The sequence below is a fragment of the Arthrobacter sp. E1SS-5 genome, from assembly GCF_057073715.1.
In genome coordinates this window covers 681,565-704,447 of the sequence record NZ_CP172703.1, presented here as the reverse complement: position 1 = coordinate 704,447, position 22,883 = coordinate 681,565, and the positions used below count along the sequence as shown (strand labels likewise).

The 22,883-nt window shown below is 66.7% G+C and carries 13 protein-coding genes and 3 tRNA genes; 12 read left to right on the top strand and 4 right to left on the bottom strand.

From position 1 onward, the window contains the following. Nucleotides 1-34: 34 nt before the first annotated feature. On the bottom strand, nt 35-1,018 hold the full coding sequence (locus ACIGJD_RS03415; protein ID WP_286401791.1) for an NAD(P)H-quinone oxidoreductase: 984 nt from the start codon (nt 1,016-1,018) through the stop codon (nt 35-37). A 108-nt stretch (nt 1,019-1,126) separates the two neighbouring features. Between ACIGJD_RS03415 and ACIGJD_RS03410 the strand changes: the two genes are divergently transcribed. Continuing rightward, a tRNA-Ser gene (locus ACIGJD_RS03410) sits at nt 1,127-1,214 on the top strand. Nucleotides 1,215-1,663: 449 nt separating this feature from the next. After that, the gene (locus ACIGJD_RS03405; RefSeq protein ID WP_483688305.1) at nt 1,664-6,202 is read left to right on the top strand and encodes an ExeM/NucH family extracellular endonuclease; all 4,539 of its coding nucleotides are present in this window, start codon (nt 1,664-1,666) and stop codon (nt 6,200-6,202) included. 87 nt (nt 6,203-6,289) lie between these two features. On the opposite strand, the gene ACIGJD_RS03400 is transcribed toward ACIGJD_RS03405, so the two are convergent. After that, entirely contained in the window at nt 6,290-8,221 is a 1,932-nt protein-coding gene (locus ACIGJD_RS03400) for an FAD/NAD(P)-binding protein (RefSeq protein WP_483688304.1), read from the bottom strand. Nucleotides 8,222-8,304: 83 nt separating this feature from the next. Here ACIGJD_RS03400 and ACIGJD_RS03395 point away from each other — a divergent pair, with 83 nt between their 5' ends. The 4 genes from ACIGJD_RS03395 to ACIGJD_RS03380 all read left to right on the top strand — a co-directional run bounded on the left by ACIGJD_RS03395 (nt 8,305) and on the right by ACIGJD_RS03380 (nt 13,020). Further along, nucleotides 8,305-10,575, top strand: a complete 2,271-nt coding sequence (locus ACIGJD_RS03395; RefSeq protein WP_483688303.1) for a prolyl oligopeptidase family serine peptidase — start codon at nt 8,305-8,307, stop codon at nt 10,573-10,575. Nucleotides 10,576-10,580: 5 nt separating this feature from the next. After that, entirely contained in the window at nt 10,581-11,111 is a 531-nt protein-coding gene (locus tag ACIGJD_RS03390) for an N-acetyltransferase family protein (protein WP_483688302.1), read from the top strand. A gap of 99 nt (nt 11,112-11,210) precedes the next feature. Next, nucleotides 11,211-11,299, top strand: a tRNA-Ser gene (locus ACIGJD_RS03385). 119 nt (nt 11,300-11,418) lie between these two features. Further along, a complete protein-coding gene (locus ACIGJD_RS03380) occupies nt 11,419-13,020 on the top strand; it encodes an MFS transporter (RefSeq protein ID WP_483688301.1) in 1,602 nt (533 codons plus the stop codon). Here ACIGJD_RS03380 and ACIGJD_RS03375 read toward each other — a convergent pair. After that, entirely contained in the window at nt 12,944-15,148 is a 2,205-nt protein-coding gene (locus ACIGJD_RS03375) for a RecQ family ATP-dependent DNA helicase (RefSeq protein ID WP_483688300.1), read from the bottom strand. The two genes, ACIGJD_RS03380 and ACIGJD_RS03375, sit on opposite strands and share 77 nt — an antisense overlap. A 150-nt stretch (nt 15,149-15,298) precedes the next feature. Here ACIGJD_RS03375 and ACIGJD_RS03370 point away from each other — a divergent pair, with 150 nt between their 5' ends. The 4 genes from ACIGJD_RS03370 (at nt 15,299) to ACIGJD_RS03355 (ending at nt 18,985) form a co-directional block, all read left to right on the top strand. Beyond that, nucleotides 15,299-16,717: a phosphomannomutase/phosphoglucomutase gene (locus ACIGJD_RS03370; protein WP_483688299.1), complete on the top strand. Its 1,419-nt coding sequence runs from the start codon at nt 15,299-15,301 to the stop codon at nt 16,715-16,717. Between the two features lie 6 nt (nt 16,718-16,723). Beyond that, nucleotides 16,724-17,221 carry a hypothetical protein gene (locus tag ACIGJD_RS03365; protein WP_483688298.1) on the top strand — a complete coding sequence of 166 codons (498 nt, stop codon included), beginning with the start codon at nt 16,724-16,726 and terminating at the stop codon, nt 17,219-17,221. A 15-nt stretch (nt 17,222-17,236) separates the two neighbouring features. Beyond that, nucleotides 17,237-17,686 carry an RrF2 family transcriptional regulator gene (locus ACIGJD_RS03360; protein ID WP_483688297.1) on the top strand — a complete coding sequence of 150 codons (450 nt, stop codon included), beginning with the start codon at nt 17,237-17,239 and terminating at the stop codon, nt 17,684-17,686. 138 nt (nt 17,687-17,824) lie between these two features. Beyond that, nucleotides 17,825-18,985 carry a globin domain-containing protein gene (locus ACIGJD_RS03355; RefSeq protein WP_483688296.1) on the top strand — a complete coding sequence of 387 codons (1,161 nt, stop codon included), beginning with the start codon at nt 17,825-17,827 and terminating at the stop codon, nt 18,983-18,985. 168 nt (nt 18,986-19,153) lie between these two features. On the opposite strand, the gene ACIGJD_RS03350 is transcribed toward ACIGJD_RS03355, so the two are convergent. Next, entirely contained in the window at nt 19,154-20,986 is a 1,833-nt protein-coding gene (locus tag ACIGJD_RS03350; RefSeq protein ID WP_483688295.1) for a phosphoenolpyruvate carboxykinase (GTP), read from the bottom strand. A gap of 276 nt (nt 20,987-21,262) precedes the next feature. Between ACIGJD_RS03350 and ACIGJD_RS03345 the strand changes: the two genes are divergently transcribed. Together ACIGJD_RS03345 and ACIGJD_RS03340 are read left to right on the top strand one after the other, a co-directional pair. Beyond that, nucleotides 21,263-21,339 (top strand) — tRNA-Arg (locus ACIGJD_RS03345). A gap of 76 nt (nt 21,340-21,415) precedes the next feature. Beyond that, nucleotides 21,416-22,870 (top strand): dihydrolipoyl dehydrogenase family protein, encoded by a 1,455-nt coding sequence (locus ACIGJD_RS03340; protein WP_483688294.1) that lies wholly within the window; start codon nt 21,416-21,418, stop codon nt 22,868-22,870. Nucleotides 22,871-22,883: the final 13 nt, after the last annotated feature.

Below are 22,883 nucleotides of genomic sequence, written 5' to 3'. Positions count from 1 at the left end.
TGCCGGATGCAATACCGGGTATGCAAAGGGCTTGCTACATGACCAGCAGGACCTTGCCCACGTGGTCCCCGCTGTCGAAGTAGCGGTGGGCCGCACTGACCTGGTCCAAGGGGAAGGTTTTGGCAACCAGCGGGCGGATCCTGCCGTCGGCCACCAGCGGCCACACCGCATCACGGACGGCGGTCATGATGGCGCCCTTTTCCGCCACCGGCCTGGGCCGCAGGGCCGTAGCCACGACGGCAGCCCGCTTCTTCAACAGCAGTCCGAGGTCCAGTTCACCCTTGGCCCCGCCCTGCAGGCCGATCACCACCAGGCGGCCGTAGTCCGCCAGGGCATCCACATTCTGCTGGAGGTACTTGGCCCCCACTACATCCAGGATGACATCCGCGCCCTTGCCGTCGTTTTGCCGCCGCAGGCTCTCGGGAAAATCTTCCTCTTTGTAATTGATGGCAATGTCCGCCCCTAGGAACGCTTTGGCAGTGCTGACCTTTTCCTCGGTGCCGGCCGTCGTGGCCACCTTGGCACCGAACGCCTTGGCCAGCTGGATGGCCATGGTGCCGATCCCCCCGGTGGCGCCATGGATGAGAACCGTTTCGCCCGGCTGCAGCTGCGCCGTCATGATCAGGTTGGAGTAAACCGTGGCGGCCACCTCAGGGAGGGCTGCCGCGGTGACCAGGTCCACCCCCTCAGGCACGCGCAGCACCTGCTCGGCCGGAACGGCCACCTGCTGCGCGTAGCCGCCGCCGGCGAGCAGGGCCACCACCTTGTCCCCCAACGAGAAAGGCTTGCTGACGCCGGGGCCAAAGCCGGCGATCCTGCCGGAAACCTCCAGTCCGGGAACTTCGGAGGCGCCGGGCGGCGGCGGGTAGAACCCCCGGCGCTGCTGCACATCGGCCCGGTTGAGGCCGGCCGCCACCACATCAATCAGCACTTCACCCTGGCCGGGCACCGGGGCATCCACGTCCCGGACTTCCAGCACCTCCGGGCCGCCCGGCTCCGAAATGTAGACGGCTTTCATGGACCTCTCCCGTTCCTGACTCAAATCCCGGCTGCAACCAGTGTGCACCGGACACCTTCCCCGGCCTGTTTTGTTGCAGGCAAGTGCCTATGAAACACTACTAGCTGAGGAAGGTTGTCCGAGCGGCCGAAGGAGCTGGTCTTGAAAACCAGTGTGCGGTAACCCCGTACCAAGAGTTCGAATCTCTTACCTTCCGCAAGGGAACCCCTGGCAGCCGGAAACGGCCGCCAGGGGTTTTTGTTTTTAATCCCGTTGCTTGGCGCCACGGAGCTCGACCGCGGTGACTGCCCCGGTGTTGCCGGGACGTAAATTCTTTGGACTAACCCGCCGCCAAAGCCCCGCCTGGAAGCTACCCGCCGGTATCGTTTGTGATGGCCGGCACACCTGCGTGCTTGCCGGCATTATCACTCCGCCAACAGCATTTCCGGTACGGGTTGGGGAAGCCCGTTCCGGAAGGCGGTCCGTTCCGCTGGGAAACGTCCCGCCGAATGCACGCCTTAGCCACCTTGCGTTCATTCACTGCTGTTGTCATGAGCCGGACACCCACTTGACCAGGAGCAGGACTGTGCACCTGGTCCGACCGGCACAACCGGACGCACCCTCCCGGGCCACCCACCCGGGACACCTCAATGAAAGTAAGAGCGGATGCATCAAAAAACATGGAAGTTGACGCTGGGCACAGCGTTGTCGGCGGGGCTTATCGCAGCCCCGCTGGCAGCTGTGCCCGCGATTGCGGACAACACAGCCGCGGAGGTCTCAACCGCGGCCGGCACCTCCCCCGTTGTGATCAACGAGGCCTACCTGAGCGGCGGCAGCAACGGCGCCGCCTACAAGAACAAATTCGTGGAGCTCTACAACAACTCCGACGCCCCGGTATCCCTTGACGGCTGGTCCGTGCAATACCGCTCCGGCAGCGGCACTGCCGCGCCGAGCGGGGTGGCCGCCCTGTCGGGATCCATCCCGGCCAAGGGTTACTACCTGGTGCAGGGCGGCAGCAACGGAGCCAACGGCGCCGGCCTGCCCAAGCCCGACCTCGTGGCCGGCGCCCTGAACTTCGCCGGCGCCTCCGGCACCATCGTGCTCGCCAAGCAGCCCACCGCCGTCGGACTTCCCACCGGGTCCGTGGTGGAAACCGCAGGCGTAGCCGATCTCCTGGGCTACGGCACCTCGAACACCTTCGAGACCCAGGCAGCCGCGGCGCCCGCCTCAAACACCGACGTGAAGAGCCTCAACAGGACCGCCGGCGCGGACAGCAACAGCAACGCCGCAGACTTCAGCCTCAGCGCCGCCATCACTCCGACGTCCACCGGCGGCGCTGCTCCCGCTCCGGATCCGACGCCCGCCCCGGACCCGGTCGCCAGGACCATCGCCGAAATCCAAGGCACCGGGACCGAAAGCCCATTGACCGGCGCCACGGTCACCACCAAGGGCAAGGTGACTGCGAGCTTCCCCACCGGCGGGCTCAACGGTTACTACATTCAGACCCCGGGCACCGGCGGCGACCTCACGGCCACCAACCATGCCGCGTCGGACGGCATCTTTGTCTACTCCGCCGCCACTGTGGGTTCGGTGCAGGCAGGTGACTACGTCCAGGTGACGGGCACTGTGGCCGAGTACTACGGGATGACCCAGCTCAACGTCACGGCGGCCGCTGGCCTCACCAAGCTCACCGATGCCGCACCCGAGGTCAAAGCCACCATCTTCACCCTTCCTGCCGCCGAAACCTTCCGCGAGTCGCTGGAAGGCATGCTGCTGGCGCCCCAGGGCCCGCTGACGGTGAGCGATAACTACAGCCTGAACCAGTACGGCGAGATCGGCCTGGCGGGCGGAACCACCCCGCTTGAGCAGCCCACCGCAGTGGCACCGTACGGCTCTGCTGAGTACAACGCCCTCGTGGCGGAGAACGCGGCACGCGGCATCAAGCTCGACGACGGCGCCAGCACCAACTTCCTCAAGGACGCCACCACCAAGGCCGAGGTCCTGCCCTACCTCACCACCACGGATCCCGTCCGGGTGGGCTCGCCTGCCACCTTCACCACCAACGTGGTGCTCGGCTACGCCAACAACTCCTGGAAACTGCAGCCCCTCACCCACCTGACCCAGGCCAACAAGGCCACGGTCCAGCCGGCCAGCTTCGGCGCCACCCGCACCGAGGCACCCGCAGCCGTGGGCGGCAACCTGAAGCTCGCCTCCTTCAACGTACTGAACTACTTCCCCACCACGGGCGACGCGCTGTCCGGGTGCACGTTCTACGAGGACCGGGCCGGCAACCCGATCACCGTCCGCGGCGGCTGTGACGCCCGCGGTGCCGCCAACGCCGAGAACTTCAAGCGCCAGCAGGACAAGATCGTCGCCGCCATCAGCAAGTCCGGCGCCGACGTGGTCACCCTCATGGAGGTGGAGAACTCCGCACAGTTCGGCAAGGACCGGGACGACGCCCTGGCCAAGCTCGTGGAGGCACTGAACATTCCCGCCCCCGGCATCTGGGACTACGTCCGTACACCCGCCAACGCTCCGCCGCTGGCCGACGAGGACATGATCCGCACCGCATTCATTTACAAGAAGGCCGCGGCCGAACCTGTCGGCGAATCGATCATCCACAACGACACCGTTGCCTTCGCCAGCGCCCGCAAACCGCTGGCCCAGGTGTTCAAGCCGGTGGGCGGCGGCGCCGGCAGCGAGTTCATCGCCATCGCCAACCACTTCAAGTCCAAAGGTTCGGCCGCAACGCCGGACGACACTGACAAGGGCCAGGGCGCCTCCAACCTCGCCCGCACGGCCCAGGCCAAGTCCCTGCTGGACTTTGCCAACTCCCTGCAGGCCACCAAGGGCACGGACAAGGTCTTCCTGATCGGCGATTTCAACTCGTACGGCAAGGAAGATCCCATCAACGTCCTGACCGGGGCCGGCTACGTCAACCAGGATGACAAGGCGAAGAACGCTGACGGCTCGGCCAAGCACTCCTACCTGTTCGGGGGCCTGGTGGGCTCCCTGGACCACATCCTGGCCTCACCCGCCGCCAATGCGGTGGTATCCGGTGCGGACATCTGGAACATCAATTCCGTCGAATCCGTGGCCCTGGAGTACAGCCGCTACAACAACAACATCACCAACTACTACGCTCCGGACCAGTTCCGCGCCAGCGACCACGACCCCGTGGTGGTGGGCCTGAACCTCCCGGCCACACCTGCCAGCGTTGACCTGAACTTCCTGAACATCAACGATTTCCACGGCCGGATCGACACCAACACCGTGCAGGTGGCCGGCACCATCGAGAAGCTCCGCGCCGCGGCCGCCCCGGGCTCCACGGCGTTCCTGTCCGCAGGTGACAACATCGGCGCCTCCCTGTTCGCCTCGGCCGTGGCCAAGGACCAGCCCACCATCGACGTGCTGAACGCGCTGGAGCTGAAGGCATCGGCCGTGGGCAACCACGAGTTCGACGGCGGCTGGGCGGACCTGCGCGAGCGCGTCATTGCCGGCGGCACCAACGCCAAGTTCCCCTACCTTGGGGCCAACGTCTACAAAAAGGGCACCACCGACCCGGTCCTGCCGGAGTACACGGTGCTGGACATGAACGGGATCAAGGTGGCCGTGATCGGCACCGTTACCCAGGAAGTTCCGTCCCTGGTGACGCCGGCCGGCATCGCCGACCTCGACTTCGGGGATCCCGTGGCGGCCATCAACCGGGTGGCGGCGAAGATCACGGCGGACAAGCTTGCCGACGTGATCATCGTTGAGGACCACGACGGCGCCGGCTCAGGTGTTGTGGAAGGCGCCACTTTGGAACAGGAAGTGGCAGCCGGCGGGCCTTTCGCCAAGCTGGTCACCGAAACGTCCCCAGAGGTGGACGCCATCTTCACCGGGCATACCCACAAGGAGTATGCCTGGGACGCACCTGTCCCCGGTGTGGCGGGCAAGACCCGGCCCATCGTGCAGACCGGCAACTATGGCGAGAACGTTGGGCAGATCCAGCTGACCGTGGACACCGCCACCAAGGAGGTCACCGCGTACAAGGCCGCGAACGTCAAGCGCAGCACTGACGCGGCTGCCGACCTGGTTGCCGCCTACCCGCGCGTGGCCGCCGTCGATTCCATCGTCAAGAAGGCCCTGGCGGACGCCGCCGTGGTGGGGAACCAGTCCGTCGGCTCGGTCACCAAGGACATCACCACCGCGTTCACCACCGACGCCACGGGAACCGCCAAGCGCGATGACCGCGGCAGCGAATCCACCCTGGGCAACCTGGTGGCCGACTCGCTGCTTGATTCGCTGAAGTCTTCCGACCTCGGCGGTGCGGAGATCGGCGTCGTGAATGCCGGCGGCCTGCGCAACGAGCTGTACTACGCGCCGGACGGCACCATCACCTACGCGGAGGCCAACGCGGTGCTCCCGTTCGTGAACAACCTGTGGACCACGTCCCTGACGGGGGCCCAGTTCAAGACCCTCCTGGAGCAGCAGTGGCAGACCAACCCGGACGGCACGGTTCCCAGCCGCGCCTACCTGCAGCTGGGCCTGTCAAAGAACGTGAACTACACCTACGATGCCGCCCGTGCCGCGGGTGACCGGATCACCTCGGTGCGGGTGAACGGCGAACTGCTGGACGCGGCGAAGTCCTACCGGGTGGGCACGTTCAGCTTCCTGGCAACCGGGGGCGACAACTTCCGGGTCTTCACTGAAGGCACCAATACCCGGGATTCCGGGCTGGTGGACCGGGACGCATGGATCGGCTACCTGCAGAAGAGCAGCCCCGTCTCCCCGGACTTCGCACGGCGCTCCGTGGCCGTGGTGAACACCACCGCACCCGAGGTCAAGCCCGGAGAGCCCATCACCCTGGCGGTCTCCAAGCTGGACCTGACGTCCCTGGGCAGCCCGGTGAACACGGCCCTGCAGGCGTCCTTCACTGACGCTGCCGGCTTGGTCACCCCGCTCGGGACGATTCCGGTGGCTTCCGGTGCTGCATCAGTGAACCTGGCAGTCCCGGCCGGCGCTGCTGAGGGCACCGCAACCCTGGTGCTCACCGCCGTCGAGTCCGGGACGGTGGTGAAGGTTGCAGTGGTGGTTGGCGCGGACATTCCGGCGCCGCCGGCCTGCGTCCCGCCGGTCAAGCCCACCCACCCCGCCGATGTCAGGGGCCAGGCCAACTACGGCCAGGCCATGGCCGGGTACCGGGCCTGCCTGCGCGGCTAAAGCCCCGGATGCGCTATCACTTTTGGTTCCTATTCCAACGGTTTAGGGACCATAAGTGATAGCGCATCGTCGTTTAAGTCCCGGAGATTAAGCCCGGTTGAGGATGGCGGCCGCGATCTCGTCGGCGTCGCGGAGGGTGCGCTGGCCACTTCGGTATGTTGGGCTGGCCGCCTGGACCGACTCGGCGGCGATTGCCGTGCCCCACTGGGCGGAAGACAACTGCAGTCCCAGCACGTACAGGTTCTCCGTTACGGATCCGTTGGCGGCCACCGGGCGGTACGGATGGGGCTCCACGTCCAGGCCGGTGGACTCGATGGGGGCGCCCTCCGGAGTCATCATGAGCTTGGGCCGGACCAGCCCGTCGGTCAGCAGCTGTTCCAGCACCGGGGAGTCGTTGGCCGAGACCCGGTTGCCGGGTGCCAGGGCTTCCACCATGGTCCGCGCGGTGGCGGGCGGACCGGCAACCCAGGGCGAGGCCGCGGTGAAGACCGCCGCTTTCCGGTCCACGCCGAACTTCGGGTCGGGGCCAACAAAGCTCACGACGCCGGCACGTGCCAGGGCGGCGAGCTGTTCGGCCCGCAGCGCCGGCGGTCCGCTGGCCAGGCCCTCCACAAAGGACTCGAACCAGCCACGCAGCCCGGCGACCCAGGACTCATCGGTGATGCCGCCGTCGGCCACTGCTGTTTTCAGGACCGCCCGTCCGTGGTGCAGTGCACCGATGGCCATCTTGACGGGGTCGTCCTCCCCCAGTGCCGAGCGGCGCGCATCGTCGAGCAGGAACTCCACCACTGCAGCGTCGTGCTCACTGCGGGACGCGAACGAACGGCCTGCCAGCGGAGCCGTAAGTCCAGGCAGGTCCAGGCGGTGCCGGGGGCCCACGTGGATGGCCAGGACGCTCTCCACGCTGTCCTCCCAGTTGGCAGCGCTGTGCGCGTGCGGCTGCAGCGCCTCCTCCAGCGCGGCCAGGAACGCCGGCGCATCCGGCACCGCCCCTGGCTGCGAGCGCACCAGCGTTGAGTAGTAGGCCCACAGGGCGTCCCGGTGCAGCAACGGCCAGAGGTCGTGGTCAAAGGACGGACGGATGCCGGTCTTGGCCAGCCGCCCGATCGCTGCCTCCGTGAGGTAGCGCAGTGTGATGGACGGGGCGTAATAGCCGGGCAGGGCCGCCTTGGCCCGGTACGGGGTCCCGCGCCGGGACGCGGCGATGATCAGCGGTTCCTGGCCGGACGGTTCGTACTCCAGGCCGCTGCCGGTGGGAACGAACTTCCCGCCGCGGCCCTCGGTGAGCTGCCCCATGGTGTCGAAGAAGTTCAGCCCCATCCCGCGGACCAGGACTGGTTCACCGGCGGGGATCCGGGCCCAGTCCACGTCGGCGGGTACGGCCGGAGGGAAGTACTGAAGCCCCAGCTGCGCAGCTGATGCCTGCAGTTCACGCTGTTCCGGGTTGAGGCGGGACGGGATGTGACCCAGCGCCAGCACCACCGAGTTGGCGCGGATAGTCTCCCCGGCGGCCAGGCCGACGTCGTACCTTCCGTCCCCCACTGGACGCACCGACTGTGCGGACGTTTCGTGGAATTCGACCGTGACGCCGTCGGGCGCCTTGTCCAGCAGTTCCGCGAGGGTGCTGCGCAGGTAGCGTCCGTAGAGGGCGCGGCTGGGGAAGTCAGTGGACTCCAGCACCGCCAGTTCCGCCAGTTCATCGGCCGTAAGGTCCTGCAGCGGATCCCGCTGCTGCTTGGCCCGCCACTGGTCGAAGGTGGTGCCGGCAACCGGCGCGGGCAGCGACGGATCCTGGGGAATCAGGGTCGGGTAGAAGGACTGGGTGTTCATGAGGAACAACCGGGACTGGCCCGGCTGCCAGACATGCCCGGGACCGGCCGGGAAGGGGTCCACCACGTCGACGTGCAGCCGCACCGGCCCGCCGACCGCCGCCGTGTGGGCGAGCAGCCGCTCCAGCACGCTGGTGCCACGGGGGCCGCCACCGATGATGACGGCCCGGTTGCTCTGCGAGAATTCCACGGATCCAGCGTACGGGCTGAAGACGGAGCCTGCGCCCACCGTGTGACTTGCCAGCCATGGGCGATGTTGTTTGGATGGGGCGCATGACCACCACAGCAGCTGATCAAGCGCCCTTTCCCGGTCCCGGCGGGGATACTTCCGGCACCGCACCCCGGAAGACCGCGCCGGAACCCGTCGACGAAAACGTTTGGCTGGAGGACATCTACGGCGAAGAGCAGCTGGCCTGGGTCAAGGAGCAAAACTCCCGCACCGAGGACCTGCTGGAGGACGGCGGCTACGCCGAACTGGAAGCCGGGATCCTGGAAGTCCTGGATTCCACGGACCGGATCGCCATGGTGGGCAAGCGCGGCGACTGGTACTACAACTTCTGGAAGGATGGCCGGAACCCCAAAGGCCTCTGGCGGCGCACCTCCTGGGACAGCTACTGCACCGATGACCCGGAATGGGACGTCCTGCTGGATGTGGATGAGCTGTCCCGCACAGAGGGCGTGGAGTGGGTGTTCCACGGCGCAACCTTCCTGCGCCCCGCGGCCGGCGGGCCCTACCGGCTGGCGTTGCTGGCCCTTTCCCCCGACGGCGGCGATGCCAACCGCTACCGCGAGTTCGACGTCGAGGCACGCGGCTTTGTGGATCAGGGCCAGGGCGGGTTTGACCTGCCGACAGCCAAGGGCAACGTGTCCTGGCTGGACGCGGACACGCTGCTGGTAGCCTCCACCGCGGACGGACTGCCCAAGACCGCCTCCTCCTACGCCCGCACGGCAGTGACGCTCAAGCGCGGTGAATCCCTGGCCACAGCGCCGCGCCTCTTTGAGGTACCCGAAGACCACATGATGGCCGTAGCCGCGCACGACTCCACGCCCGGCTTTGAGCGGACCTTCGCTGTGGACTACATCGACTTCTTCAACCGCACCAACTTTGTGCTGCGGGACGAATCCTGGGTTCCCATTGACGTGCCCACCGACGTCAACGTCAGCGCGCACCGGGAATGGCTGCTCTTCCGCCCGCAGCAGGACTGCGTACTGGAAGGCACCACCTATCCCTCAGGGTCGCTGGTTGCCGCCAACTTCGAGGACTACCTTGCCGGCAGCCGGATGCTGACCGTCCTGTTCACCCCGGACGCCCACACCTCGCTGCAGTCCTGGAGCTGGACCCGGAATTTCCTGCTGCTCAACCTGCTCAAGGACGTTTCCTCGGAGATCCGGGTGCTGGATCCGTCCCGGGCCGGCGACAGCCCGGACGGCGGCTGGGCCGCCACTCCCCTGGACGCCTGCCCGCCGCTGCACGACGTCAACGCCTACGCCGTGGACGACGAGGACGAGGCACCTGCCGACGGCGGGGCCGGCGACGACTTCTGGCTCATCGCCACCGGCTTCACCACCCCCACCACGCTGATGCGCGGCACGCTGGAGCGGGGCGGTGCAGAGGACGGCGCTGATCAATCCGGCACGGGGACGCCTGGCGTGGTGAGCCGGCACGCGACAGTCAAGACCTCGCCGTCGTTCTTTGCCGACGGTGACTATGAGGTGGAGCAGCACTTCGCCGTGTCCGACGACGGCACCCGGGTCCCGTACTTCCAGGTGGCGCCGCGGGGGCTGCCTTTGGACGGGCAGAACCCCACGCAGCTGTCCGGCTACGGCGGGTTTGAGGTTTCACGGACACCCGCTTACAGCGGCACGGTGGGCAGGGCATGGCTGGAGCGGCGGACCACGCTTTCGGACGGAAGCGACGGGAAGGCCCCGCATTCGCGCGGCGGCGTCTACGTGGTGGCGAACATCCGCGGCGGCGGCGAGTATGGGCCGGCATGGCACCGGGCCGCGTTGAAGGAAAACCGGCACCGGGCCTACGAGGACTTCGCAGCCGTGGCCCGGGACCTCATCTCCCGCGGCGTCACCTCCCCGCGGCGGCTGGGCTGTGTGGGCGGCTCCAACGGCGGCCTCCTGGTGGGAAACATGCTCACCCGCTACCCGGAACTGTTCCGTGCCGTCTCCTGCGGTGTGCCCCTGCTGGACATGCGGCGCTACACCAAGCTCTCCGCCGGACATTCCTGGATTGCGGAGTACGGGGACCCGGATGTTCCCGAACAGTGGGAGTACATCAGGACGTTCTCGCCCTACCATCTGCTCAAGGATGCCGTGGAGTACCCCGAGACCTTCATCTGGACGGCCACCTCGGACGATCGTGTGGGTCCGGTCCAGGCACGCAAGATGGCCGCGCGGATGCTGGCCATGGGCATCCCCAACGTCTGGTTCCACGAGGCGCTGGAGGGTGGCCACGCCGGCGCCTCCGACAACCGGCAGGCCGCCGCGCTGCAGGCCCGCAGCCAGCATTTCCTTTGGAAGGCGTTGGCAGGCTGAACGCTTTGGATTCCGCTCTGACCGTCCGAAGGGCCGGCGCCGGCGACGTTGAGCGGCTTGCCCAGGTGCACGTCCTTTGCTGGCAGGAGACGTACCGGGGCATGCTGTCCGACGCCTTCCTGGCTGGAGTGGATCCGGCGGGCCGGCTGCGGTTGTGGCGCCACCTGCTGGACCGCCCGGAGCCTGCCGGGGCGTGGGTGGCGTGCGACGGCGGGACGGTGGTTGGATTCTCCGGCTCCCGCCGGTTGCCCGCTCCCGGTTCGCCGGAAGGCCACGCGCCGCCGTCGTCCGGAGACCTGGAACTGTGGGGTCTCTACCTGCTGGCCTCACACCAGGGTCTTGGGCTGGGCGGCCGTTTGCTGGAGGCGGCCATTGGCACCAGCGCGGCGAGCCTGTGGGTGGCCGCCGGCAACAGTAGGGCCATCGGCTTCTACCGGCGTTTTGGCTTTGAACCCGACGGCGCCGAGGACGTCCTGGCTGACTGGGAGAACCTGCCCGAGATCCGCATGGTCCGCCCGGCGCAGCCTTTCGCATAGGGCCGGCGGGGCTTTAGCGATTGGTTTGCGTACTGACGGGAACCGTTTTGCGCTGCATGGCCGGATCTGCGTATCCTTGGTGGGCTAGCAATAGCAATTGGAGACGTGCCAGAGCGGCCGAATGGACTTCACTGCTAATGAAGGGTCGGGGTTAAACTCGACCGGGGGTTCAAATCCCCCCGTCTCCGCGTTTGGCCCCGGTCCTCGGACCGGGGCCTTTTGCGTTTCCGCCAATTTCACGGGAACGCGCTGTCCAGCACACGGACGTGCAGGGCGCCAGCGCTTGCCGCGGTGGCAGGATTAGCCCATGGCGGCACGCAGCAATTCACACCAGCCGGACGGCACCCATTCGGGATGGAACCCCCGCCTGGCACTCCTGGTGGCGGCAACCTTCTTCATGGAATTCCTTGATGGCACGGTCCTCACCACGGCCATTCCCAGTATCGCGGCCGACTTCGCCATTCCCGCTGCCGACGTCAACATCACCATGACGGCCTACCTCCTGACCGTGGCCGTTGGAATTCCCATCAGCGGGTGGCTGGCTGAACGGTTCGGTGCCCGGCGGATTTTCTGTGCCGCCATCGCCGTGTTCACGCTTGCTTCGCTGGCCTGCGCCCTGAGCCAGGACCTGGTTACGTTGACCTTGAGCCGAATCGCCCAAGGCGCCGGCGGGGCCATGATGGTCCCGGTAGGAACCCTGGTGGTCCTGCGCGGCACACCGAAGTCGGAGCTGCTGCGGGCCACCGCGTTCCTGGTGTGGCCGGGGCTCCTCGCACCGGTCCTTGCACCACTGGTGGGCGGCGCGCTCACCACCTATCTGTCATGGCACTGGATCTTCCTGGTGAACATCCCCCTCGGGGCAGCAGCGTTTGCCGCCGCCCTGCGCCTGGTTCCGGTAACACCCGGGGACCCCGGACGACGGCTGGACTGGACCGGCATGGCACTGACCACCATCGGGGTGGGCGCTCTGGTGGCCGGGCTGGAGCTGGCCAGCAGCCATCCGGAGCTGCCCTGGGCCGGAATCAGCGCGCTGGCCGGAGCCGCAGCACTCACCGCCGCCGTGCTCTGGATGCGCCGGGCCCTCCACCCCCTGTTCAATCTCCAGGTCTTCCATGCCCGGACGTTCCGCGCCATGGCCACCGGCGGGTTTGTATACCGGGTGACCATCAGCTCGGTCCCGTTCCTGCTGCCACTGATGTTCCAGACGGGGTTCGGCTGGTCACCACTGCAGGCCGGTGCCATGGTGGCAGCGGTGTTCATCGGCAACATCGGGATCAAACCCGCCACCACCCCGCTGATCCGGAAGTTCGGATTCAAGGCAATGCTGGTGTTCGCCTCCGTGGCATCCGCCATCACTTTCGCCCTCTGCGCCTTCCTGACGCCGGAGACCCCCGAGGTATTGATGTTCGTACTGCTGGTGGGCAGCGGCGCCTTCCGTTCCATCGGGTTCTCCGCTTACGCGTCGGTCCAGTACGCGGACATCCCGCCGGCACAACTCACGTCCGCCAATACGGTTTCGGCCACAATCGTGCAATTGGGCACCGGTTCGGGCATCGCCCTGGCAGCCCTGCTCATCCGGACCTTCAGCGGCCCGGCCCTGGTCCCCCAGGATCCGGCCGCACCCTTCCGCGGCGCGTTCCTGGCGATGGCCGTCCTGATGCTCGCCAGCACCGCGGACAGCCTGCTGCTCCCCCGGCACGCCGGGGCGGCCGTGAGCCAGCGGGATCAAGCTCCCAAACCCGGTGCCGCAGCAGACGGGCCCGTCCAGCCAACCGCCGCCGGCACCGACGCCGTGTCCAAGCCTGCCCAAGCCGGCAGCACCCAGCCCGCGGTCAGCCTGCCTGCGCCAGAACCAGGGGAAGCACCGCGCCCGCCCCGGCCTGCCGAAGGGCGCGCCCCGCGACGGTAAGGGTCCACCGGCTGTCGGCAAGGTCATCAATCAGCATCACGCTCTGGCCCTGGACCGACTGCAGGGCCGCCCCAAGTTCAGGACCCACCACCAGCCGTTCCCAAACCCCGGCCAGCCGGTAGGCGCTGTTGCCGCCGCGCCCGCCGGTAGGGCCGCCGTGCGCCAACTGCAGCTCGCCCAGGTAGGGGATGCGCCCAATGTCGGAGATTCCCCGGGCCAGTGAGCCCACGAGTTGCGGCTTGCTCCGGGACGGGACGGCAACGATGGCGGCAGGCCGGCCTGCTCCACTCCAGCCTGGGTTCCGGCTGTCGCCAGTCCCCCATTCGCGCAGGACCTGTACGCATGCCTGGAGCATAGGGGGGTCCACCGGCCGGTCCTCCGCCCCGGCGGCAAACAGCTCCCGCAAGGCACCGCCCCACCCGAGATCCGTGAGCCGGGCCAGGACCCGTCCGTCCGACAAGCCTTCGCCCGGCTTGAGTTTGCCTTTCACCGGGACTCCCAAACGGTCCATGCCGCTGGGCCACTGAAGCCGCGGTTCCAGGACGCCTCCTGCCCTGCTCAGGGTCTGGCTTGCAGCTGCCGTGGCGTCCGCGGCCACATCTGCGGGGAACCACTGGCCTGCGCAGTTGTCACACCGGCCGCAGGGGCGGGCTGTCTCGTCGTCCAGGACGGAGGTGATGTATTCCATCCGGCAGCCTGCGGTGTCCTGGTAGATGACCATGGAGTCCTGTTCGTCCACGCGGGCCTCCGCAATGCGGCTGTAGCGCTCCGCGTCGTAAACCCACGGTTGGCCGGTGGACCGCCAGCCTCCACCGACCCGTTCCACCGCGCCGTCCACTGACAGCACTTTCAGCAGCAGCTCCAGCGGCGTGCGGCGCAGATCGACACGGGCTTCCAGCGCCACCGTTGACAGGGCTGTGCCGGCTTCGGCCAGGGCCGTCAGCACGGCCGCAGCCTTTTCTTCAGAGGGCATGGAGGCGGTGGCGAAGTACTGCCAGATCTCACGGTCCTCGGAGCCCGGCAGCAACAGGACATCGGCGTTGGCAGCGCCACGGCCGGCACGGCCCACCTGCTGGTAGTAGGCCACGGGCGATGACGGCGCTCCAAGATGGACCACGAAGCCAAGGTCGGGCTTGTCAAAGCCCATCCCGAGGGCCGATGTGGCCACCAGCGCCTTGACCTGGTTGTCCTTCAACAGTTGCTCTGCCCGCTCGCGGTCCGCAGGATCGGTCCGCCCGGTATAGGCGAGCACATTGTGTCCCGCCTCAGACAGCAGCCGGGCGGTGTCCTCCGCCGCGGAAACGGTCAGGCTGTAGATGATGCCGCTGCCGGGAAGATCGGCCAGGTGGGTCAGCAGCCAGCCCAGGCGCGCTTTGGAGTCCGGCAGCGACAAGACCCCCAGCCGCAGCGAGTCACGGCCCAGGGAGCCGCGGATGGTCAGGACCCCCGCGCCGAGCTGTTCTTCGATATCGTGCACCACCCGCGAGTTTGCCGTGGCTGTGGTGGCCAGGACGGGTACCGACTCCGGCAGCCGGGTGATGAGGTCCGCGATGCGGCGGTAATCGGGCCGGAAGTCGTGGCCCCAGTCGGAAATGCAGTGGGCTTCGTCGATGACCAGCAGCCCGGTCCGGCGGAGGAGTTCGGGCAGTTGGGTCTCCCGGAAGGCAGGGTTGGTGAGCCGTTCCGGGGAGACCAGGAGGACATCAACCTCATCGGCGGCCAACTGCCCGCGGACGGTGTCCCACTCCAGCTGGTTGGCGGAGTTGATGGCGACGGCGCGGACCCCGGCACGGGCGGCAGCGGCCACTTGGTCCCGCATCAGGGCAAGCAGGGGCGAAACGATCAGGGTGGGGCCCGCGCCCCGGCGCCGCAGCAGGAGGGATGCCACGAAGTACACGGCCGATTTGCCCCAGCCGGTGCGCTGGACCACCAAGGCCCGCCGCCCGCCGTCGACCAGTGCCTCGATGGCTTCAAACTGGCCGTCGTGGAAGACGGCGCCCGGGTTGCCCACCAGGCCGCGAAGGACCTCAAGCGCCTCGGCGTGCGTGGCGGTCCCCGGCCCGTCCGGACCTGCGGTATCTGCGACTGCGGTAGCGGAAACTGTGGAGGGGTACTGGTTATTGGCCATTGATTCAGTATCCCAGCACCCTCCGACACCCCGCACGGCACTTGAGCGCTATGTGGAAACGGGCCCGGCATCCACTGCAAAGCAAGGCTGTTACGCAAGTTCTGCCAAAGTCCCCTTGGCCACATGCGCCGCACACGTAAGATAAAGCCCGTGACTAGCGAACAGACAACGACATTTGATCTCTCGGCCTCCTTCAAGGCCTACGACGTCCGTGGGATCGTAGGCGAGTCGATTACCGCCGAAATCGTCGAAGCCGTGGGGGCCGCGTTCGTGGATGTCCTGCAGCTGGAAGGCCAGACCATCGTGGTGGGCGGCGACATGCGCCCCTCATCCCCCGAGTTCACCAAGGCCTTCGCCAACGGAGCGGCAACGCGGGGCGCCAACGTTGAGTTGCTGGACCTGATTTCCACGGACGAGCTGTACTTCGCCTGCGGTTTCCTCAACCGCGCCGGGGCAACCTTCACCGCCAGTCACAATCCTGCCGAGTACAACGGCATCAAGATGGCCAAGGCAGGCGCCGTGCCCATCTCCTCCGAAACCGGCCTCAAGGACATCCAGGCCCTCGCCGAGCAGTACCTGAACTCCGGCTCCATTCCCGCCGCCGGCACCAAGGGCCTCATCAGTGTCCGCGACGTGCTCCGGGACTACTCGGAGTACCTCCGCAAGCTCGTTGACCTCTCCGCATCCCGTCCGCTGAAGGTTGTGGTGGACGCCGGCAACGGCATGGCCGGGCTGACCACGCCTGCGGTCCTGGGTGACGCATTGCTGCCCAAGCTGCCGTTCGACGTCGTTCCGCTCTACTTCGAACTGGACGGTTCCTTCCCCAACCACCCGGCAAACCCGTTGGAGCCGGAAAACCTCCGGGATCTGCAGGCCGCCGTCATCGAGCACGGCGCGGACATCGGCCTGGCGTTCGACGGCGACGCCGACCGCTGCTTCGTTATCGATGAGAAGGGCGAGCCCGTGTCGCCGTCGGCGATCACCGGCATGGTGGCCCGCCGCGAGATCGCCCGGGCCAAGGCCCAGGGCGAGGAAAGTCCCAGCATCATCCACAACCTGCTCACCTCGCGCGCTGTTGCGGAGCTGGTGGAGCACGACGGCGGACGCGCCGTCCGCACGCGCGTGGGCCATTCCTTCATCAAGGCGGTCATGGCCAAGGAAGGCGCGGTGTTCGGCGGCGAGCACTCGGCGCACTTCTACTTCCGCGACTTCTGGAACGCAGACACGGGCATGCTGGCCGCAATGCACGTCCTGGCAGCCCTGGGCGAGCAGGACGGCCCGCTCTCCGAGCTGGCACGCGAATACGAGCCCTACGTCAGCTCGGGCGAGATCAATTCCGAGGTGGAGGACAAGCCCGCAGCAGTGGAGCGGGTCCGCCAGGCCTTCGCGGACGAGGACCTCACCATCGACACCCTGGACGGCAGCACGTTCACAGCCAACGACGGCAGCTACTGGTTCAACCTGCGCCCGTCCAACACCGAACCGTTCCTGCGGCTCAACGCCGAGGCCACGGACCGGGCAACCATGGAACGCGTCCGCGACCGCGTTCTGTCCCTGGTGCGGGCCTAGGACCGGATGACCGACTACACGGGGCAGGCAGCGGACGGCGACGGCGGCCAGGACAGCTGGCGCAATTCCGTCTCCGAAGCCACGGCAACTGACCTGGAGAATCTCCTGGGCACGGGCGTCAGCGCGGCCCAGGAGCAACTCCAGCGCAACGGCGGTTTCCTGCCCTTCGCACTGACCGTCCAGAACGACGGCGAGGTGCGGCTGGTTGCCGTCTCACCGGCGGATGCCGGGGAAGGCACGGACGGAGACTTCGACGCCGACGCCATGATCAGTGACCTGCAGGCGCTCCTGCGCCAGAACCGTGACGACTTCCGTGCCGCCGCCGTGGTTTGCGACATCCTCCTGGTGGAGGAGGATTCGGACGCCATCCACGTCGCCGCCGAACACCGTGACGGTTCCCTCTTCGCGGCCGTGCTGCCGTACTCCGCCAACGCAACCACCCAGTCCTGGGAATTCGGCGAGCTGGGCGCGGACGCCAGCGAGCCCACTATCTGGGTGGACTAGACCGGAACTGCAGCCATGAAGATCAATGCCTTCGCCGACGTCAGCCTGCGCGCGCTGATGGTGCTCGCAGCCGTGCCTGATGGCACGCTGCTGACCACCCAGAGCATCGCGGATTCTGTGGGGACGCCGTACAACCACGTGAGCAAGGCCATGGCCAAGCTGCGGAGCATGGGCCTGATCGAGGTGGTCCGGGGCCGCTCGGGTGGTTCACGGCTGAGCCACGCGGGGCGGATCGCCACGGTCGGCCAGATCCTCCGGCAACTCGACAGCCGCACCGATCCCGCAGACTGCGTGTCTCCCGCCGGAAACTGCCCCCTCATTAACGAGTGCCGGCTGCGCGGCGCCTTGGCCCGCGCGCGCGAGGCGTTCTACGCCGAGCTCGATTCGGTGGTCATCGGGGAACTTCCCCAAGCCCGGCAGATGGCGCCCGTTTTCCAGATGATCGGCCTCCGGGCAGGGCTTTAGCCCCGAAAATGCGGGGGTTCACTCCCGGTTTGATTCAAACTTCTACGCGGTGTAGAACTGAGGCAGAAATACTTGTATTTCAAATACGAGTTTTCCTTCGGCCGGACGAAGGCCCCGGCCATAACCTCAGGAGTACAGATGCTCTCGGACAAGTCCCGCCCCGTCATCGAGGCCACCCTGCCGCTGGTCGGCTCCCGGATCGGATCCATCACCCCCAACTTCTACGCCCGCCTTTTCGCCGCGCACCCCGAACTGATGGATGGCTTGTTCAGCCGCTCAAACCAGCGGTCCGGCAACCAGCAGCAGGCCCTTGCCGGGAGCATCGCCGCTTTCGCCACCCACCTGGTGAACAACCCCGGAACCCTGCCGGAGACCGTCCTTTCCCGCATCGCCCACCGGCACGCCTCCCTGGGCATCACCGAACCGCAGTACCAGGTGGTTTACGAGCACCTGTTCGCGGCCATAGCAGAGGACCTGGCTGAGGTCATCACGCCGGAGATCGCCGAAGCCTGGACGGAGGTTTACTGGCTGATGGCGGATGCACTGATCAAGCTTGAGAAGGGCCTCTACGCCGCCCAGGCCAATGACAGGATGTGGACGCCCTGGCGTGTTGCCGCGAAGACTCCCGCGGGAAGCGGGTCCATGACCTTCACCCTGGAGCCTACGGATGACACCCCCGTGACCCCCGCCCTTCCTGGCCAGTACATCAGCGTCAAGGTTGCCGTTGCGGACGGCCTGCGGCAGGTCCGCCAGTACTCCCTCTCCGGCGACGCCGGCACCAGCCGCACCTTTACCACCAAGCTGGACGGTGGCGGCGAAGTCTCTCCCGTGCTGCACAACACCGTCCAGGTGGGTGACGTCGTCGAAATCTCCAACCCCTACGGTGAGATCACGCTCAAGGAGGGCGACGGCCCGGTGGTCCTGGCCTCTGCCGGCATCGGCTGCACGCCCACCGCTTCCATCCTCCGCTCCCTCGCCGAGTCCGGCTCCGACCGGCAGGTCCTGGTGCTGCACGCCGAGAGCACCCTGGACAGCTGGGCCCTGCGCAGCCAGATGACGGACGATGTGGAACGCCTCGACGGCGCCGAACTGCAGCTCTGGCTGGAAAAGCCTGTGGACGGGGCCAAGGAAGGCTTCATGTCCCTGCGTGAAGTGGACCTTCCCGCCAATGCGTCCCTGTACCTGTGCGGCCCGCTGCCGTTCATGAAGAACATCCGTAATGAGGCCATCAACGCCGGCATCCCGGCCACCCGCATCCACTACGAGGTCTTCGGCCCGGACATCTGGCTCGCCAGCTGATTCCCCACCTGGTTCCATTGCTCCGTACTTGTCGTTTTGGAGGTTGAAAATGACAAGTAGGCAGCAGTCGATGGGACGGCCCAGGTTCAAGGTCTGTTATTACGGCGACGGCCCCGCACCTTTCACTAAAGGTGCGGGGCCGTCGTCGTATGGAAGGTGCGGCGGCTGCTAGTGCCTGGACATCCGGTCCTTCAGGGAATCGAGCTCGGAGCGCAGGGCATCCGGCAGCGAGTCGCCGAACTTGGCGTACCACTCCTCGATGGAGGCGAGCTCCGCATCCCACTCTTCGCGGTCGACGCGGACGGCGTCTTCGACGTGGGCGTGGGTCAGGTCCAGGCCAGTGACGTCCAGGGCGTGCCCGGCGGGGACGTATCCGATGGGGGTCTCGACGGCGTCGGCCTTGCCCTCAATGCGCTCGATGGCCCATTTGAGGACGCGGGCGTTGTCACCGAATCCGGGCCAGGCGAAGCCGCCGTCGGCCGTGCGGCGGAACCAGTTCACCAGGAAGATGTGGGGCAGGCGTTCCGGGTTGGCCTTGCCGGAGACGCTGATCCAGTGCTTCAGGTAGTCGCCTGCGTCGTAGCCGATGAACGGCAGCATGGCCATGGGGTCGCGGCGGAGCACACCCACCTGGCCGGCGGCCGCGGCAGTGGTCTCGGAGGACAGCGTTGAGCCCATGAAAATTCCGTTGGTCCAGCTGCGGGCCTGGGTGACCAGCGGAACGGTGGTCTTGCGGCGCCCGCCGAAGAGGATGGCGGAAAGTTCCACACCCTCCGGGCTGTAGTACTCCTCGGCAAGCATGTCGATCTGCGCGATGGGCGTGCAGAACCGGGAATTCGGGTGCGCAGCCGGCTTGTCCGAATCCGGCGTCCAGGAGTTGCCCTGCCAGTCGGTCAGGTGCGCCGGAACCTCGTCCGTCATTCCTTCCCACCACACGCCGCCGTCGTCGGTCAGGGCGACGTTGGTGAAGATGCTGTGGCCCTTGGCGATGGCGCGCATGGCGTTGGGGTTGGTGCCCCAGCCCGTGCCGGGGGCAACGCCGAAGAGGCCCGCTTCCGGGTTGGTGGCGCGGAGTTCGCCTTCCTTGCCGATCCGCATCCAGGTGATGTCATCGCCCAGGGTTTCCACTTCCCATCCTTCGATGGTGGGATCGAGCAACGCAAGGTTGGTCTTGCCGCAGGCGGAGGGGAAGGCGGCGGAAACGTAGTAGTTCTTCTTTTCCGGCGAGGTCAGCTTGAGGATGAGCATGTGCTCGGCCAGCCAGCCCTCGTCACGGGCCATCACCGAGGCGATGCGCAGCGCGTAGCACTTCTTCCCCAGCAGGGCGTTTCCGCCATAGCCGGAGCCGAAGGACCAGATGGAGCGCTCTTCGGGGAAGTGGACGATCCATTTGTCGGGGTTGCACGGCCACGCGACGTCGTCCTGGCCAGGTTCCAGCGGGGCGCCCAGGGAGTGCAGTGCCGGGACGAAGAAGGCGTTGGTCTCGGTGATCTTGTCCAGCACGGCGGTACCGATATTGGCCATGATGCGCATGGAGGCGACAACATAGGCGCTGTCCGTGATCTCCACGCCGAACTTCGGGTCCTCGGCGTCGAGGTGGCCCATGACGAACGGGATGACGTACATGGTGCGGCCCCGCATGGAACCGGCGAACAGCCCGCGCAGCTTGTCCTTCATCTCGCGGGGGTCCATCCAGTTATTGGTGAAGCCGGCGTCGCGCTTGTTTTCGGAGCAGATAAAGGTCTGCTCCTCGACGCGGGCAACGTCAGCAGGATCCGAGAACGCGGCGAAGGAGTTCGGGAACAGGTCCTGGTTGAGCCGGGTCAGCGTTCCAGCAGCAACGAGCTCGTCGGTGAGACGGGTGTTTTCCTCTTCGGACCCGTCAACCCAGTAAATGCGGTCCGGCTGCGTAAGCTCAGCAACCTCTTCGACCCATGCCAGCAAGCCGGCATGTGTGGTGGGTGCTTTCTCAAGCAGCGGCTTCTGCGCCAGATCGCCCATTGCAGTTCCCTTCCTCGGGTTCATCGGTGTGTCCTAAATGCTATGGTCCGGACCAGTGGAGTTTTTGGGGAGCCTGACTGACATTTCCGGTCACCAAAAGTGAATTCCGCGGGAAATCAAGGAATTATTGCCGCAAAAACCCAAATTAAGTGACAAAGGTCACCTATACCGGTCTAGTTGCCGAGATTACATGCGCTTCGATTTGGCATCAGGCTCCTGCTCGCGTAAAGTAATTCGAGGTTCAGGGAGAGCGGTTCTTCTCCCGGGATACGGAATGCGCCCATAGCTCAGCTGGATAGAGCGTCTGTCTACGGAACAGAAGGTCAGGGGTTCGAATCCCTTTGGGCGCACCAACAAGGTCCGCACCGGTTCGCCGGTGCGGACCTTTTTTGTGCTGTCAGCCGGGTCATCCCCGGCTAGGCTTTGCACATGATGCCCGAGGCCGCTGAGCGCGAATTTGATGTTGTTGTTATCGGCGCAGGCGCCGTGGGGGAAAACGCGGCGGGCCGCGTCGTAGAGGACGGGCTCACGGCCGTGCTCGTGGAAGCGGAACTGGTGGGCGGTGAATGCTCCTACTGGGCGTGCATGCCATCAAAGGCCCTGCTCCGCCCCGGCACCGCACTGCATGGAGCGCAAACTACCCCTGGCGCCAAGGAAACGGTGACCCGAACCCTGGATGCCGCCGCCGTCCTGGAACGCAGGAACTACTTCACTTCCAACTGGCAGGATGATAGCCAAGTTTCATGGGTCAAGGACACCGGCATCGAGCTGGTGCGCGGCCACGGGTGGCTCACGGGACCAAAGACGGTGGAAGTGGCCGGCCTGGACGGGACGCAACACCTGCTGCGGGCGCGGCATGCCGTGGTGCTGGCCACCGGCTCAGCCCCCAATACCCCGCCGATCGAAGGCCTGCAGGACGTGCAGGTATGGGGAACCCGTGAGGCGACCTCGGCAAGTGAGGTGCCGGACCGGCTGACGGTACTGGGCGGCGGTGTGGCCGGGACCGAACTGGCCCAGGCCTTTGCCCGGCTGGGCTCCAGCGTCACACTGGTGGCGCGCAGCGGATTGCTGGGCAGCTTTCCGAAAGAGGCCTCCGAACTGGTGGCGGCGGGGCTGCGGGCGGACGGCGTGGAACTTCGACTGCATACCGCTACGGAACGGATCAGCGGGAACGATGACGGCACCATCACCGTCAGCCTGGGCGATGGATCCACGGTCACGTCGGAGAAGGTGCTGGTCTCCACCGGCAGGCACCCTGCACTGGAGGGCCTTGGCCTGGAAAACGTCGGCTTTGAACCGGACGAACACGGGCACCTGTCCCTGGAGGCGGACATGTCCGGCCTGGTCCGGCAAACACCCGGCGACGAGCCCTGGCTCTACGCCGTTGGAGACGCGGCGGGCAAGAACCTCTTCACCCACCAGGGCAAGTACGAGGCACGTGCCACCGGCGCTGCCATCGCGGCCCGCGCCAAGGGCGAACTCAAGGGCTCCCCCGGCGACTGGAGCCGGTACGCCCAGACGGCAAACCAGCATGCCGTGCCCAGCGTGGTCTTCACCGACCCGGAGCTGGCCAGCGTCGGACGCACGCTGCAGGCGGCCCGCAGGGACGGATACAACGCTTCCTCGGTGGAACTGCCCATCCAGGTGGCAGGGTCCTCACTGCACTCGGAAAACTATGAAGGCTGGGCGCAGCTGGTGGTGGACGAGGACCGCAAGGTCCTGCTGGGCGCCACCTTCGCGGGCCCGGACGTGGCCGAACTGTTGCACGCGGCCACCATCGCAGTGGTGGGCGAGGTGCCGCTGGACCGGCTCTGGCATGCGGTTCCCTCCTACCCCACCATCAGCGAGGTGTGGCTCCGCCTGCTGGAGAAGTATGGCCTCTGATTCCTATTTGAAC

Excerpts from the sequence above, each read along its gene's own strand:
- ACIGJD_RS03380 (WP_483688301.1), top strand. The coding sequence starts at position 11,419 with ATGGCGGCACGCAGCAATTCACACCAGCCGGACGGCACCCATTCGGGA.
- ACIGJD_RS03355 (WP_483688296.1), top strand. The coding sequence starts at position 17,825 with ATGCTCTCGGACAAGTCCCGCCCCGTCATCGAGGCCACCCTGCCGCTG.
- ACIGJD_RS03365 (WP_483688298.1), top strand. The coding sequence starts at position 16,724 with ATGACCGACTACACGGGGCAGGCAGCGGACGGCGACGGCGGCCAGGAC.
- ACIGJD_RS03395 (WP_483688303.1), top strand. The coding sequence starts at position 8,305 with ATGACCACCACAGCAGCTGATCAAGCGCCCTTTCCCGGTCCCGGCGGG.
- ACIGJD_RS03340 (WP_483688294.1), top strand. The coding sequence starts at position 21,416 with ATGATGCCCGAGGCCGCTGAGCGCGAATTTGATGTTGTTGTTATCGGC.
- ACIGJD_RS03350 (WP_483688295.1), bottom strand. The coding sequence starts at position 20,986 with ATGGGCGATCTGGCGCAGAAGCCGCTGCTTGAGAAAGCACCCACCACA.
- ACIGJD_RS03415 (WP_286401791.1), bottom strand. The coding sequence starts at position 1,018 with ATGAAAGCCGTCTACATTTCGGAGCCGGGCGGCCCGGAGGTGCTGGAA.
- ACIGJD_RS03405 (WP_483688305.1), top strand. The coding sequence starts at position 1,664 with ATGCATCAAAAAACATGGAAGTTGACGCTGGGCACAGCGTTGTCGGCG.
- ACIGJD_RS03360 (WP_483688297.1), top strand. The coding sequence starts at position 17,237 with ATGAAGATCAATGCCTTCGCCGACGTCAGCCTGCGCGCGCTGATGGTG.
- ACIGJD_RS03375 (WP_483688300.1), bottom strand. The coding sequence starts at position 15,148 with ATGGCCAATAACCAGTACCCCTCCACAGTTTCCGCTACCGCAGTCGCA.